The 13738-nt window shown below is 71.3% G+C and carries 12 protein-coding genes; 7 read left to right on the top strand and 5 right to left on the bottom strand.

Annotated features, from left to right (window positions below; translation table 11 throughout):
• Positions 1–173: 173 nt before the first annotated feature.
• Positions 174–1631 carry a hypothetical protein gene (locus tag BLS95_RS17950; protein WP_245765120.1) on the top strand — a complete coding sequence of 486 codons (1458 nt, stop codon included), beginning with the start codon at positions 174–176 and terminating at the stop codon, positions 1629–1631.
• Here BLS95_RS17950 and BLS95_RS17955 read toward each other — a convergent pair.
• Positions 1561–3153, bottom strand: a complete 1593-nt coding sequence (locus BLS95_RS17955; RefSeq protein WP_245765121.1) for a dolichyl-phosphate-mannose--protein mannosyltransferase — start codon at positions 3151–3153, stop codon at positions 1561–1563. The two genes, BLS95_RS17950 and BLS95_RS17955, sit on opposite strands and share 71 nt — an antisense overlap.
• Positions 3154–3163: 10 nt before the next feature.
• Complete coding sequence (gene rsmI, locus BLS95_RS17960; RefSeq protein WP_090932587.1) at positions 3164–4033, bottom strand: 16S rRNA (cytidine(1402)-2'-O)-methyltransferase; 870 nt, start codon at positions 4031–4033, stop codon at positions 3164–3166.
• 56 nt (positions 4034–4089) lie between these two features.
• Between rsmI and BLS95_RS17965 the strand changes: the two genes are divergently transcribed.
• From BLS95_RS17965 to BLS95_RS17975, 3 genes are all read left to right on the top strand, one after another.
• Positions 4090–5739, top strand: a complete 1650-nt coding sequence (locus tag BLS95_RS17965) for a dolichyl-phosphate-mannose--protein mannosyltransferase (protein WP_090932589.1) — start codon at positions 4090–4092, stop codon at positions 5737–5739.
• Positions 5740–5852: 113 nt separating this feature from the next.
• Complete coding sequence (locus BLS95_RS17970) at positions 5853–7049, top strand: hypothetical protein (RefSeq protein WP_176993245.1); 1197 nt, start codon at positions 5853–5855, stop codon at positions 7047–7049.
• Positions 7050–7134: 85 nt separating this feature from the next.
• A complete protein-coding gene (locus BLS95_RS17975) occupies positions 7135–8067 on the top strand; it encodes a DUF5996 family protein (protein WP_090932591.1) in 933 nt (310 codons plus the stop codon).
• An 18-nt stretch (positions 8068–8085) separates the two neighbouring features.
• Here the strand turns inward: BLS95_RS17975 and BLS95_RS17980 are convergent, their stop codons facing one another.
• The 3 genes from BLS95_RS17980 to BLS95_RS17990 are packed head-to-tail and all read right to left on the bottom strand — an operon-like array spanning position 8086 to position 10451.
• Positions 8086–8730: a TetR/AcrR family transcriptional regulator gene (locus tag BLS95_RS17980; protein ID WP_245765123.1), complete on the bottom strand. Its 645-nt coding sequence runs from the start codon at positions 8728–8730 to the stop codon at positions 8086–8088.
• 51 nt (positions 8731–8781) lie between these two features.
• On the bottom strand, positions 8782–10119 hold the full coding sequence (locus BLS95_RS17985; RefSeq protein WP_425434736.1) for an RNA polymerase sigma factor: 1338 nt from the start codon (positions 10117–10119) through the stop codon (positions 8782–8784).
• Complete coding sequence (locus BLS95_RS17990) at positions 10035–10451, bottom strand: YciI family protein (RefSeq protein ID WP_090932595.1); 417 nt, start codon at positions 10449–10451, stop codon at positions 10035–10037. Before BLS95_RS17990 ends, BLS95_RS17985 begins: the two co-directional genes overlap by 85 nt.
• A gap of 102 nt (positions 10452–10553) precedes the next feature.
• Between BLS95_RS17990 and BLS95_RS17995 the strand changes: the two genes are divergently transcribed.
• The 3 genes from BLS95_RS17995 (at position 10554) to BLS95_RS18005 (ending at position 13722) form a co-directional block, all read left to right on the top strand.
• Complete coding sequence (locus tag BLS95_RS17995; protein ID WP_090932597.1) at positions 10554–11327, top strand: alpha/beta fold hydrolase; 774 nt, start codon at positions 10554–10556, stop codon at positions 11325–11327.
• A 342-nt stretch (positions 11328–11669) separates the two neighbouring features.
• Positions 11670–12860, top strand: coding sequence for a Cmx/CmrA family chloramphenicol efflux MFS transporter (locus tag BLS95_RS18000; protein ID WP_090932599.1), 1191 nt, complete (start codon positions 11670–11672; stop codon positions 12858–12860).
• A 4-nt stretch (positions 12861–12864) separates the two neighbouring features.
• Positions 12865–13722, top strand: coding sequence for a maleylpyruvate isomerase family mycothiol-dependent enzyme (locus BLS95_RS18005; protein ID WP_090932601.1), 858 nt, complete (start codon positions 12865–12867; stop codon positions 13720–13722).
• Positions 13723–13738 lie beyond the last annotated feature (16 nt).

Below are 13738 nucleotides of genomic sequence, written 5' to 3' on the forward strand. Positions count from 1 at the left end.
TCTTCCAGTGCACCATCATGCCCTGTGCCCGATGATGTTCGGGTCAAGACCCAAAAACGACTGGCATTCTTTACAGCATGGTGAGCGTCGCGGAGATTACCCCTGCGGACAACTCCGCCCCTGGCCTGGCAGCTCGTGCGCTGTCCATGTTGGGCCGGCATCGGGTGTTCGCCGTGGCATTCGGCATCGGCGCCGTGCTGCGGCTCATCACCATGCTCGGCTACGGCCCGGCGATGTGGTTCAACGACTCATACGAGTACGTCTCGGTGGCGCTGCACCCGCGGCCGCACCCGATCCGGCCCGACGGCTACAGCGCCTGGCTGATGTTGCTCAAGCCGTTCCACAGCTTCGCCCTGGTGACGTTCACGCAGCACCTGATGGGCCTGGCCACGGCCGCGCTGATCTACGCGCTGCTGCGGATCAAGTTCCGGCTGCCGAAGTGGGGCGCCACGCTGGCCGCGGCGCCGGTGCTGTTCGACGCCTACCAGATCCAGCTGGAGCAGCTGGTGATGTCCGACACCCAGTTCATGCTGCTGGTGGTGGGCGCGATCACGCTGGTGCTGTGGAAGCGGCGGCTGACGTGGAAGGTGGGCGCGGTCATCGGCCTGCTGCTGGCGCTGACGTGGCTGACCCGCTCGATCGGCCTGCCGATTCTCGCCCTCGTGGTGCTCTATCTGCTGGTCAAGCGCACGGGCTGGCGCCCGATCACGGCCGTGCTCCTCGCCTGCGCGATTCCCGTCATGGCCTACATGGGATGGTTCGCCTCCGCGTACGGGAAGTTCGCGATGACCAACAGCGACGGCCTCATCCTGTACATGCGCACGGCCATCTTCGCCGACTGCAACAAGATGGACATCGACAAGTACAAGGAGGTTCAGCTCCTCCTGCTGTGCATCAACGACCCGGTCAACCAGCGCAAGGACTATGCGCAGTGGTATCTGTGGGGCCAGGGCAACGGCGACGGCACCGGCACCGGCGAGGTGCTGCACCGGTGGGGCACCAACAAGAAGTGGAGCGAGATCACCAACGACGCGGCCAGCGCGTTCGCCACCCGGGCGATCCTGTCGCAGCCCGGCGACTACCTGAAGGTGGTGGCGCGCGACTTCCTCCGCTCGTTCCACTGGGCGCGGCCCCGCTTCCCGGACGAGTCCACCTACAACATGTACCAGTTCAAGCCGTACGTCGAGATGGACGAGACCGGCCAGCCCAAGCGGCTGCCGAAGTGGGCCTCCTACGCGGGCGGCCGGACCGACACCGACGCGTTCAGCTACGAGCAGGGCCCGCCCGAGACCAGGATCGTGCACCCGTGGGCCGACATCATGAGCGCCTACCAGCAGGTGTTCTACCTGCGCGGCATCATGCTCGGCGGCATCCTGCTGATCGGCCTGTACGGCGTCGTCGTGCGCTGGCGCAAGTTCGGCGGCCCGGTGGTGCTGCCGTGGCTGGGCGCGGTGGGGTTGCTGCTGGCCCCGGCGGCGACGGCCGAGTTCGACTACCGCTACGTGTTGCCGGCCGTGCCGCTGGCCTGCATCGCGGCGGCGATCACGCTGCGCCACGGCGTCAGGTGGGGCTGGGGACGACGGCCGTCCAAGAACGCATCAGCATCCGGGCCCACCACTCTGCCTGCGTGATCGTCTCGCCGGTCAGCACCGGCTGGAGCCACCAGAAGTTGATCAGCACGATGAGCGCGTAGGCCCCCACCACCGCAGCCCCGAGCGCCCGCCGGCCAGGGGAGGCGTCCTGCCGGCCGAGGGCGAGCCCCGCCACCAGCACGACCGCCAGCACCATGAACGGCACCACGGGGAGCATGTAGAACAGGTACATCGTGCGGTCGTCGGCGATGGCGTAGTAGAACCACGGCAGCCAGCCGACCGCGAACGCCAGCAGGGTCGCCCCGGCCCGCCAGTCGCGGTTGGCCACGTACCACCCGATGAGCCCGATCAGCGCCACCACGGCGCCGTACCAGAGGGCCGGGGTGCCGACCCCGAGCACCGCCTGCGCACACCGGCCGCCCCCGCACGCCGACGGCGGCAGGTCCGCCCCATAGTAGAACGGGATCGCCCGCAGCAGCAGCGGCCAGTGCCAGGGCTCGGACATGTACTCGTGATATTCGTGCAGGTTGCTGTGATAGCCGAGGACCTGCACCTGATACCCCACCCATGACCGCACCGAGTCGATCATGAAGAACCACGGCCCCGAGGCGGTCGCCTGGTCCCAGTTGCGCCCCCACCCGCCGGCGGTGGCGAACCACCCAGTCCACGTCGCCATGAACGTCACCGCCGGCGCCAGCACCATCGCGGCCAGCCCGCGGGGCACGTCGTACGACCACGCCCCCCGGTAGGCCGAACGTAAGCCCAGGGCGCGCCGGGCCCCCATGTCCCACATCACGCTCAGGACCGCGAACGCGATCAGGAAGAAGATCCCCGACCACTTCACCGCACACGCGGCCCCGAGGCAGACGCCCGCGGCGAGCCGCCACGGCCGGGCCCTGAGCCACGGGCCGCGGGGGGTGAGCGGCGAGCTCTCGTACCAGGCGACCAGCCGCTCCCGAGCCTGGTCACGGTCGACCACCAGGCACGCGAACCCGGCCAGCACCCAGAACATCAGGAAGATGTCCAGCAGCGCCGTCCGCGACAGCACGTAGTGCAGGCCGTCCAGCGACAGCAGCAGCCCGCCCAGGCAACCCAGTAGCGTCGAGCGGGTCATCCTGCGCGCCACCCGGGCCAGCACGAGGATCGACAGCGTGCCGATGAGCGCCGCGGCGAAACGCCAGCCGAACGGTGTCATCCCGAACAGCCACTCACCCGCCGCGATCATCCACTTGCCCAGCGGCGGATGGGCGACGAAGGAGGCGCAGTCGGCCGGTTGCGGGCACTGCTTGAAGATGTCCAGGTTCCCGGCGATGAGCCGCTGGTCGGCGATGGGATTCTTGGCGTCGCCCAGCATGGTCCGCTCGACGCCGTACTTCAGCAGCGAGTAGGCGTCCTTGGCGTAGTACGTCTCGTCGAAGACGACGGCCCGGGGCTCCCCCAGCCGGACGAAGCGCAGGATGCCGCCGAACATCGCCACCAGCAAGGGCCCGAGCCAGCCCCATAACGGGCCCTCCTGGAAGGGTGGCACGATCCGGCGAGGCGAAACCCCCCAGTTCCTCACGATGCGCACCCTATGGCGTCGCGGATCTCCTGTGAACCAGGTCATAGAGCTCCCGCTTGGGAACCCCCGCCTGCCGGGCCACGTCGGCGATGGCGAGTTTGCGCTGCGCGCCCTCGGCGACCCGGCGGTCCACCTCGGCGACGAGCGCGTCCATGTCCTGCCCGGCCGCGTCGGCCACGTGCCCGGCCACCACGATCGTGATCTCGCCCTTGACGCCCGCGGCGGCCCACTCGGCCAGCTCCCCCAGGCCGCCCCGGCGCACCTCCTCGTACGTCTTGGTCAGCTCGCGGCACACGGCGGCCGGCCGGTCGGGGCCGAAGGCCGCCGCCATCGCCGCCAGGGAGCTCTCCAGCCGGTGCGGGGCCTCGAAGAAGACCATGGTGCGCTCCTCGCCCGCCAGGGCGGCCAGGCGGCGGGCCCGGTCGCCGGGTTTGCGCGGCGGGAAGCCCTCGAAGCAGAACCGGTCGCTGGCCAGGCCCGACACGGCCAGGGCGGTGGTGACGGCGCTCGGGCCAGGCAACGCGGTGACCGTGACGCCCTCCTCCACCGCCAGCCGCGTCAGGCGGTAGCCAGGATCGGAGACGCCCGGCATGCCCGCGTCGGTGATCACCACGACCGTGCGGCCGTCCTTGAGCGCCTCGATCAGTTCCTGGGCGCGGCCCGCCTCGTTCTGGTCGTAGTAGGACACCACCCGGCCGGTGATCTCCACACCCAGCTCGCCGGCGAGCCTGCGCAGCCGCCTGGTGTCCTCCGCGGCCACGACGTCGGCGCTCCCGAGCACCTCGCGCAGCCTGGGCGAGACGTCACCCGCCTGCCCTATGGGTGCTCCTGCCAGCACCAACCTGCCGTACCCAGTCACCTGACCATTGTGGCAGCCCATCCCAAATAGACCGTGTTTCTGCGTTCGTTGCGGCTTGGGGCCCGTACGATGTCCGAATGGCGGTGACCGATTCCCCGTACCAGGGCTACGAGAGCCTGGAGGCCGGCGACGACCGGCCTCCGACCGAGCCTCGGGCCCGTTCCGTACGCGAGCGGCTCGTCCCTCCCATGCGCGGCAGCGTGCTGTGGGGCTGGGTCGGCCCACTGCTGGTCACCGTCTTCGGCGGCGTCCTGCGGTTCATCAATCTCGGCCATCCCAAGGCCGTGGTGTTCGACGAGACCTATTACGTCAAGGACGCCTACTCGCTGCTGAAGTACGGCGTCGAGCGGATCATGCTCGGCGACGCCAAGAATCCCATCGCCGACCAGCGTCTCATCGCCGGAAACCTGGACATCTTCAAGCAGTGCCCGCAACCGGCCGACTGCGCGTCCTACGTCGTGCACCCGCCGCTGGGGAAATGGATGATCGCGGCGGGCGAGTGGTTGTTCGGGATGACGCCGTTCGGGTGGCGTTTCGCCGCGGCGCTCATCGGCACGCTGTCCATCCTCATCCTGGCCAGGGTGGCGCGCAGGATGACCCGCTCGACCCTGCTCGGCTGCTTCGCGGGCCTGCTGCTGTCGCTCGACGGCCTGCACTACGTGCTGTCGCGGACGGCGCTGCTGGACATCTTCCTGATGTTCTGGGTGCTGGCCGCGTTCGCGTGCCTGGTGGTCGATCGCGATCAGGCCAGGGAGCGGCTGGTCGCCTGGTACGAGAGTTCGCCGGTGTCCGCCTACGGGCCGTCGCTGGGCATCAGGTGGTGGCGGATCGGCGCCGGGGTGTGCCTGGCCATGGCGATGGCGGTCAAGTGGTCGGGGCTGGCGTTCGCGGTGGCGTTCGCCGTCATGTCGCTGCTGTGGGACTTCGGAGCCCGGCGGGCGGTGGGGTTGCGGCGCCCGTACGTGGGGGCGTTCAACAAGGACGTGCCGCAGGGGGTCGTGGCGTTCGGGATCGTGCCGTTCTTCGCGTACATGGCCACCTGGACGGGCTGGTTCGCCAGCGCCAACGGCTACGGGCGCAACTGGGACCAGGCCACCTCGTCCATACCGTTCTTCATCTTCGACTCGATGCGGTCGTGGATCAAATACCAGTGGCAGGTCTACAGCTTCCACAGCGATCTGACCACCAGCCATCCCTACATGTCCGAGCCCTGGCAGTGGCCGCTGCTGCTGCGCCCGGTCGCCTTCTACTACGAGGGCAGACAGAACACCTGCGGCGTCAAGGACTGCTCGGAGGCCGTGCTCGGCGTGGGCACGCCGGTGATCTGGTTCGGCGCGGTGGCGGCGCTGGTGGCCCTGATCACGTGGTACTTCTCCACGCGCGACTGGCGGGCCGCGGCCGTGGTGGTGGCCTACTTCATGGGCTGGCTGCCGTGGTTCTACTTCGCCATCGCCGACAACCGTACGATGTTCCTGTTCTACGCCATTCCCATGGTGCCGTTCATGGTGCTGGCCATCACGCTGTGCGCCGGGCTGCTGATCGGGCCTGCCACGCCGACGGCCTCGGGTGCTATGCCGGTGCGTCGCACCGTCGGAGCCGCCGTCGTCGGGGCCTTCGCCCTGCTGGCACTGATCAACTTCTGGTGGCTGCACCCGATCCTGTCCGCCGACCTCATCCCCTACACCGAGTGGAAGGCCCGGATGCTCTTCGAGAAACGGTGGATATGACCCCGTTATCGCCCCCGCAATAACGCTCTCTTAGGGTAGTCGCAGTGCAAGACCCAATACGCACCGGATTCGGTCATCGTCAGGCCCGGGGTCGATACGGCAAACTTCGAGGCATGAGTGCACCGGATGTCACCGCCCTGCTCGCCGAGTTGGAGCGATCTCACCCGGACCAGGTCGAGGAGGCCCGGACCGCCGTCGAATGGCTGACGGGTGGAGAAGCCCTGGAGACGGTGACACAGCTCGACGTCTGCGAGTTCCTCTGGTACACACTTCCGATCAAGGTCGGCCCGCTCAAGCCGGGCGGCGACCACGAGCGCCTCGCGCGTGCCCTCGGCCGGCTGCTCCAGCTGGGCGGTATGGAACGTTACGCCGCTCTGTGCGTGTCCCCCACGACCATGCACATCCTGCGCACTTACGCCCGCGAGGGCGAGGACGCGGGCACCGCCGCCTACCAGCAGGCGCTGGAGGCCACCGGCGTGCTCCCGCCGGACGTGCGCGAGCTGCAGTGGAGCATGATCATGGGGCCGGAGGAGCTGGGCGCCCACCTGGCCTGCTCCGCGGCTCTGGAGCTGGCGATCGTCGCCGGCGAGAGCCTCGACCGCGTCGCCCTGACCCGCCGCTGGCTGACCGAGCCGCGGGCCGACCTGGGCGGTGACAGCTGGCTCAACCGCGTGCACGGCGAGCGGCTCAACCGGTGGGTGCTGGGCCGCGGCCCGGCCAGGCGGGAGCTGGCGCAGCCGTTCGAGGTGCGACTGCACGCGCCGATCAAGCCGCAGCCGCTGCCGGCCCTGCACCGGCTGCTCTCCCTGGCCGCCTCGGAGGGCCTGCCGCTGCGGCTGGCCCCGTCACCCGAGGCGCTCAGGCTGCGCGAGCTGGCCGAGCGGGAGCTGGGCGCGATCAGCCGCGACGGGGCGAAGCTGGCCATCACCGAATACGGCCGGCGGCTGCTGAAGTCCCCCTCGGCCATGTGGTCGGCGGTCACCCGGCTGCTGCTGGCCAGGGGGCGGCGCGAGTTCGAGGTGTCGGCGCGGGAGGCCGCGCTGCTGCTGCTCGCCGACGGCACCCTGATGTCGCCCGCCAAGCTGCGCGAGCGGGTGGCGGAGGTGGTCGGTGGCGAGGGCTGGCATCCGTCCGCCGGCCTGGAGGACGTCGCCGGTCCTGTGACCGACCTGATCGCCCAGCTGACGGCGCTGGGGCTGGCCTTCAGCGACGACCTGGCGGTGCGGCTGGACCGGCCGGGCCAGCTCGCGGCCCTGGCGGCGCTGCGGGCCCACGCCCTGCGCCCGCGCAAATACGTCAGCTCGGGGTGACCCCCGGGATCCCACGCAGAGGAGTTAGTCCGATACGTGGGGTAGTTATCCCTTCGGGAGTGCTCACCGCCGGAGGGGGGCTGTCATGGAGCTGTTCCCGGCCATGCCGCTCGCTGAGTGGGTCGAGGCCAAGGAGACCTTTCACAGGTTCACGCAGATCGTCGGGAAGATCCGCCTGGCGTCGAGCAACCGGCGCAACCACTGGTGGCAGGTCCCCTTCCATCCGACCGGGCGGGGGCTCACCACCCGGCCGATGGGCGGGCTCGGCGAGCAGCCGCTGTTCTGCGTCGACTTCGACCTCGTACGCCACCGGCTGGTGGTGGACGTGCTCGACGGGCGCAGCGCCGAGTTCAGCCTGATCGGCCGGTCGGTGGCGACCTTCCACGACCGGCTGTTCGAGACGCTGGCGGGCCTCGGCATCCGGCCGGAGATCTGGGCGGTGCCGTTCGACCTGGGCGACGACACCCCGTTCGCCGAGGACACGCTGCACGCGCGCTACGACCCAATGCTGATCAACCGCTACTGGCGGATCCTGTCGCAGGTGGTGCAGCTGCTCGACCGGTTCGCCGCCGACTTCGCCGGCAAGACGAGCCCGGTGCACCACTTCTGGCACACCTTCGACGTCGCGGTCACCCGGTTCACCGGGCGGGTGGTCCGGGTCTCGCCGGATGCCGACTCCGTCACGCGGGAGGCGTACAGCTGGGAGGTGATCAGCTCGGGGTTCTGGTTCGGGGACAAGGAGCGGCCCTGGCCGGCGTTCTACTCCTACACCGCGCCCGAGCCCGCGGAGCTGTGGCGGGAGCCGCTGTGGCCGGCGGAGGCCGAGTGGCTGCCCGCCCGGGGCAGCCACCTGGCCGTGCTGCGGTATGACGACGTCCGGGCCATGGAGGATCCCGTACGGGCCGTGCTGGAGTTCCTGGACAGCGCCTACCGCGCCGGAGCCAAGCTGACCGGACTGGACATGGAGGCGCTGAGCAGCCCCGGCGGGGTCACGGACCCGTACTACGCCAAGGGATGACAGCACGCCACCGACCCTTCATCCGGACCTGTCGTCCTTCATGGCGCCGTGCAGGAACAGGTCCACCAGTTCGGCGGCGGTCAGCGGGGTCGGTCCCCGGCCCGCCGCCATCACCAGGAACTGGAAGGCCTCGGCGAGCCGCTCGGCGGGGAGCCTGAGGCTGTCGCGCTCGGGCTCGAACAGCCCGGTCAGCACGTCCCGGGTGGCGGCCATCGACTCCTCCCGGCTGGACGCCGGCGGCCTGGCCTGCTCGCCAGAGGAATCTTCAGTGGCGGCGTCGCCGCGGGGCGCGCCGCGTTGCAGGAGCCCGGAGACGGCCATGGCGCTCGCCACCGCACCCATCCTGGCCAGGTGGCCGCGCATCGCCTCCGCCGCCTCGATGAGCCGCTCGGCCAGCGGCAGCGTCGTCGAGATCGCGGCCACGTGGGCGAGCATGTCGTCCGGCCGCAGCGCCTCCGCCATACAGGCGGCCAGCAGCGCGTCCTTGTCGCCGAAGGCACGGAAGATCGTGCCCTCGCCGATGCCCGCCGCACGGGCGATCTGGGCGGTGGTCACGGACGTGCCGTACTCCACCACCAGGGGGAGCGCCGCTCGGATGATCATCTCGCGGCGCCGCTCGGGACTCATGGCCGGCGCACGCCGGCGATCTGTGGGGTTCGTCATACGCTTCACAGTACGGAGTGAGCACTCACTCCGTCAATAGCGAGTGAGTCCTCACTCCGCTGCGCGTAGCAGGGCCGCTCGGGCGTGCAGGTACCGCTGCTGCGGGAGGCTCATCGCGCGGCCGGCCGCCTCCTCGTAGGCCGCCCGGGCGGCCTCGTGCTCCCCGGCCTGCTCCAGCAGGTGGGCCCGGACCGCGTACAGCCGGTGGTCGCCGGCCAGGCGCTTGTCCTGCCGGAGCCCTTCGAGCCGGTCCAGCCCCGCCCGCGGGCCGCGCGCCATGGCCACGGCGACGGCGTGGTTGAGCGCGACCATGGGGTTGTCGGACAGGCGCAGCAGCAGCTCGTACAGGGCCGTGATCTGCGGCCAGTCGGTCTCCTCCGCGGTCCGCGCCTCGTCGTGCAGCGCCGCGATCGCCGCCTGGATCTGGTACGGGCCGGGCTTCCCCCGCGACAGTGCGCCGGTGACGAGTTCGACGCCCTCCGCGATCTGGGCCGCGTCCCAGCGGGTCCGGTCCTGCTCGGCCATCGGGATCAGCGCGCCGTCGGGACCCGTACGCGCGGACCGGCGCGCGTCGGTGAGCAGCATGAGCGCCAGCAGCCCCGTCACCTCGGCGTCGCCGGGCAGCAGCCGGCGCACCAGGCGGGTCAGCCTGATCGCCTCGGCCGTCAGCTCAGCCCGCTGCAGGTCGGGCCCCGACGTGCTGGCGTACCCCTCATTGAAGATCAGGTAGAGCACGTGCAGCACCGCGGCCAGCCGTTCGGCGCGCTCGGCCGCCCGCGGCAGCCGGAACGGCAGCCCGCTGTCCTTGACGCGCTGCTTGGCCCTGGTGATGCGGCGCGTCATCGTCCCCTCGGGCACCAGGAACGCGCGGGCGATCTCCGCCGTGCTCAGGCCGCCGACCGCGCGCAGCGTGAGGGCGATCTGGGCGGCGGGCGGCAGCGCCGGGTGGCAGCACATGAACAGCAGGATGAGCGTGTCGTCCGAGCCGCCCGCCGGCTGATCGGCGGCGGGCGCCAGCCACTCGCCGGGCGACTTCCAGGCGGCAGCGGTGTCCTCGCGGCGCCGGCGCGCCTGCTCGGCGCGGAGCAGGTCGGTCAGCCGGCGCGCGGCCACGGTGATCAGCCAGGCCCTGGGGTCGTCCGGCAGCCCCTCCGTCGGCCACCGCAGGGCGGCCGCGAGCAGCGCCTCCTGTACGGCGTCCTCGGCCGCGGCGAAGTGCCCGTAACGCCGTACCACCGCGCCGAGGACCTGCGGCGCCAGCTCGCGCAGCAGGTCCTCGGCCGCGGACCCGGTCGTGGCCGCGATCAGAACCCCAGGTCGGCGCTGGAGTCCACGATCGGCCGGATGTCGGCCACGGCACCGCTGTAGGCGCCCCCGGGGTGGGGACACTGCCCCAGGCGGACGGCGATCTCGGTCGCCCGGTCGAAGCTCTCGCACTCCACGATCCAGTAGCCGGCCAGCACCTCCTGGGTCTCGGCGTACGGCCCGTCGGTGACGACCGGGACACCGTCCTTGCTGTGCAGCCTCCTGGTGTGTACGGGGGCGGCCAGCCCGCGGGTCTCGACCAGCTCCCCCGACTCCTCCAGCTCCTTGCCGAACGTCCTCATGAACTCGGCCATCGCCGCCACGTCCGCCTCGGACCAGGCGGGCTTGTCGGTCTCCCGGCCGGCCAGCACGTCGTAGTCCTGCTGTGAGCCGTAGGTCAGGATCATGTACTTCATGGGTCGCGTCCTCTCCTGGTGTGTGCCTGTCACCGGATACGTCGGAGCCGAGCCCGCCTCGCGGACACCCTGCCGGAACGTTCATGCGGCACCATCGATGCCGTGCCTTACGCAACCACACCGGACGGCGTCAAGCTGTCCTACCAGGTCCGCGGCGACGGACCGCCGCTCGTGCTCCTGCCCGGGCAGGCCAACGACCACCGCTGGTGGGACCCGGTACGCGCGGACTTCGACGCCGCCTACCGGACGATCACCTTCGACTACCGGGGCACCGGCGAAAGCGACAAACCAGACGAACCGTACACCACCCGCGGCTTCGCCACCGACGTGCTGACCGTGCTGGACGAGCTGGGGATCGAGCGGGCCCGGGTCTACGGGACCTCGATGGGCGGCCGGGTGGCCCAGTGGCTGGCGGCCGGCCATCCCGGGCGGGTGACGGCGCTGGTGCTCGGCTGCAGCTCGCCGGGCGGCGCCCACGGCATCGAGCGGGACAACGACGTACGCCGGTCGCTGGCCCAGCCGGACCGGGCGGCGGCCGAGCGGGCGCTGCTGGAGCTCATGTACACCCCCGGCTGGCTGGCCACCCATCCCGGGCCTTACCACACGATCGGTGACCCGGGCATGCCCGCGCACGCCCGCCGCCGCCACCTGGCCGCCAGCGCCGGGCACGACGCCTGGGACGCGCTGCCCTCCATCACCGCGCCCACGCTGGTCGTACACGGGACAGACGACGTGTTCAACCCGGCCGCCAACGCGCCGCTGCTGGCCGGGCGGATCCCCGGGGCGGAGCTGCGGATGATCGAGGGGGCGCGGCACGCGTACTTCGAGGAGTTCCGCGCCGTCGCGAGCCCGCTGGTGCTGGACTTTCTGCGGTAAAGCGGTTGGACAGCGCGCGACCCCGGTTGCTAGGTTGCCGCCTATGTCCAGCCCCGAGGCGTCAAGACGCTAGCCACCGGTCGTCCGGTGGCTGTCCAGCGTCGCCTCCCCGTGCTCAACCGGGCCCCCATGGGCTGAGGTTGCGTGACCCCGTTGCCTTCGCGGGCCCGGGGTACATTCGCGATCCGCGACCGCTCGCCACTCGGATCACCGTGATGCGGGCTGTGTTTCCCCCGAACCGCGCGCCGGCCTGCCCGGCGCCCGGCGGGTCTTTCCCGGCGCGGCAGGCACTTGCGGCCTGCCCACCGCCTCGAATCCACGATGTGGTCGCGGAGTTTCCTCATGCCTTTCGCTGTTTACCTGCTCGGACTGGCGGTCTTCGCCCAGGGGACGTCCGAGTTCATGCTGTCCGGCCTGATTCCGGGCATCGCGCGGGACCTGCAAGTGTCCATCCCCGCCGCCGGGCTGCTGACCTCGGCGTACGCCGCCGGGATGGTGGTCGGGGCGCCCCTGATGGCGGTCCTGTCGTTGCGCTGGCCGCGGCGGTACGCGCTGCTGGCGTTCCTGCTCACCTTCCTGATCGTGCACGTCGTCGGCGCGATCACCACCAGCTACGACGTGCTGGTGGTGACCCGGGTCGTGGCCGCGCTGGCCAATGCGGGCTTCCTGGCCGTGGCCCTGGCCACGGCCGTCGGCCTGGCGCCGCCGAACGCCAAGGCCCGCGCCACCTCCGTCCTGCTCGGCGGCGTCACCATCGCCTGCGTCGCGGGCGTGCCGGGCGGGGCGCTGCTGGGCGAGGCGTGGGGGTGGCGCTCGGCGTTCTGGGCGGTGGCCGCCGCACTGGTCCCGGCCGTCCTGGCCGTACTGAGGTCGGTGCCGGGCGGCTCCCCGGGTTCGGCGGGTACGAGCGTGCGCGGGGAACTGCGTGCGCTGCGGCGGCCCCGGCTGCTGGTGCTCCTGTTGCTGGGAGCCCTGGTGAACGGCGCCACCTTCTGCACCTTCACCTACCTCGTGCCGCTGCTCACCGGCGACACCGGCCTCGGGGCGGGCTGGATGCCCGCCCTGCTGGCGCTGTTCGGCCTGGGCTCGTTCGCCGGGGTGACCATCAGCGGGCGGGCCGCCGACGCCCGGCCCATGCGGCTCCTCGTGGGCGGCGGGGTGGCGCTCGCCGCCGGCTGGATCGGCTTCGCGCTGACGGCCGGGTCCGTGGTCCCGGCGGTCGTCCTGGTCTTCGTCCAGGGCACGCTGTCGTTCGCCGTCGGCTCCACCCTGATCTCGCAGGTGCTGTACGCGGCCACCGGCGCGCCGACGCTGGGCGGCGCGTCCGCCACGGCCGCCTTCAACGTGGGCGCCGCCGTCGGGCCGTGGCTCGGCGGGCTGGCCATCGGGGCGGGGCTCGGTTTCCGGTCACCGCTGTGGGTGAGCGCCCTGCTGGTGACCGTGGCGCTGGCCGTGGGCGCGGTCACCCGGGTGGTCCGCACGCCCGACAGGTCGCGGGCGGTGGAGGAGCGGCGAACGTATGAGGCACAGTGAAACCATGGATCACGCCTCTCATTTCGAGCGGGAAGTACGCGCGTTCCAGGCCGCCGCCCGGCAGGCGGCCGACACCGGCGGCGCGCCCCTGGTGCCGTCGTGCCCCGGCTGGTCGGTGGCCGATCTGGTGCTCCACCTGGGCGGTGTGCACCGGGCCGTGACCAGCGTCATCAGGGACCGGCTCGACAAGTCCCCGGACCCCTCCGACCTGTCCTTCGCCGCGCTGCCGCCGGACCTGACGGGCTGGCCCGCGCCGGAACAGGCGCCCAACCTGGGGCCGATCCCGGCGGGGCTGCTCGACTGGTTCGCCGACGGCGCGGCCGGGCTCGGAGCGCAGTTCAGGGCGAACGATCCGGGCACACACGCCTGGACCTGGTCGGCGGAGCAGACCGTCGGGTTCTGGCTGCGCATGCAGACCATCGAGGCCGCCGTGCACCGCTGGGACGCCGAGAGCGCCGTCGGAACCGCACGGCCGATCCACGAGGAGATCGCGGCCGATGCCATCGGGCAGACGTTCGAGGTCATGGCGCCGGCGCGGCGGGCGTGGCGGCAGGCGCCCGGAGGGGCGGGCGAGCGGTTCCGCTTCCGGCGTACCGACGGCGCGGGCTGCTGGACGGTTCACTTCGACGGCGACGACGTACGGCTGACGGTCGGCGACAAGCTGTTGGCGGTCGGCGACGACGAGCGGATCACGGGAGGAGAGGACGTGCGGTCGGGTGTGGGCGGTCTCGATGTCGAGGTGGCCGGGACGGCTTCGGACCTGATGTTGTTCCTATGGCAGCGCATCCCGGCCGACGGCCTCGATGTGCGTGGCGACCGGGAGGCACTCGACCGCTACTTCGTACTGGTGCCTCCGGTATGAGGCGATTCGAGGCTGC

The organism is Nonomuraea jiangxiensis (assembly GCF_900099965.1).
Lineage (GTDB): Bacteria > Actinomycetota > Actinomycetes > Streptosporangiales > Streptosporangiaceae > Nonomuraea > Nonomuraea jiangxiensis.

What these genes read in the sequence shown, in the direction of transcription:
- BLS95_RS17990 (WP_090932595.1), bottom strand. Translation starts at nt 10,451, where the DNA reads ATGAAGTACATGATCCTGACCTACGGCTCACAGCAGGACTACGACGTG.
- BLS95_RS17980 (WP_245765123.1), bottom strand. Translation starts at nt 8,730, where the DNA reads ATGACGAACCCCACAGATCGCCGGCGTGCGCCGGCCATGAGTCCCGAG.
- BLS95_RS17970 (WP_176993245.1), top strand. Translation starts at nt 5,853, where the DNA reads ATGAGTGCACCGGATGTCACCGCCCTGCTCGCCGAGTTGGAGCGATCT.
- BLS95_RS17975 (WP_090932591.1), top strand. Translation starts at nt 7,135, where the DNA reads ATGGAGCTGTTCCCGGCCATGCCGCTCGCTGAGTGGGTCGAGGCCAAG.
- BLS95_RS18000 (WP_090932599.1), top strand. Translation starts at nt 11,670, where the DNA reads ATGCCTTTCGCTGTTTACCTGCTCGGACTGGCGGTCTTCGCCCAGGGG.
- BLS95_RS18005 (WP_090932601.1), top strand. Translation starts at nt 12,865, where the DNA reads ATGGATCACGCCTCTCATTTCGAGCGGGAAGTACGCGCGTTCCAGGCC.
- rsmI (WP_090932587.1), bottom strand. Translation starts at nt 4,033, where the DNA reads ATGGGCTGCCACAATGGTCAGGTGACTGGGTACGGCAGGTTGGTGCTG.
- BLS95_RS17965 (WP_090932589.1), top strand. Translation starts at nt 4,090, where the DNA reads ATGGCGGTGACCGATTCCCCGTACCAGGGCTACGAGAGCCTGGAGGCC.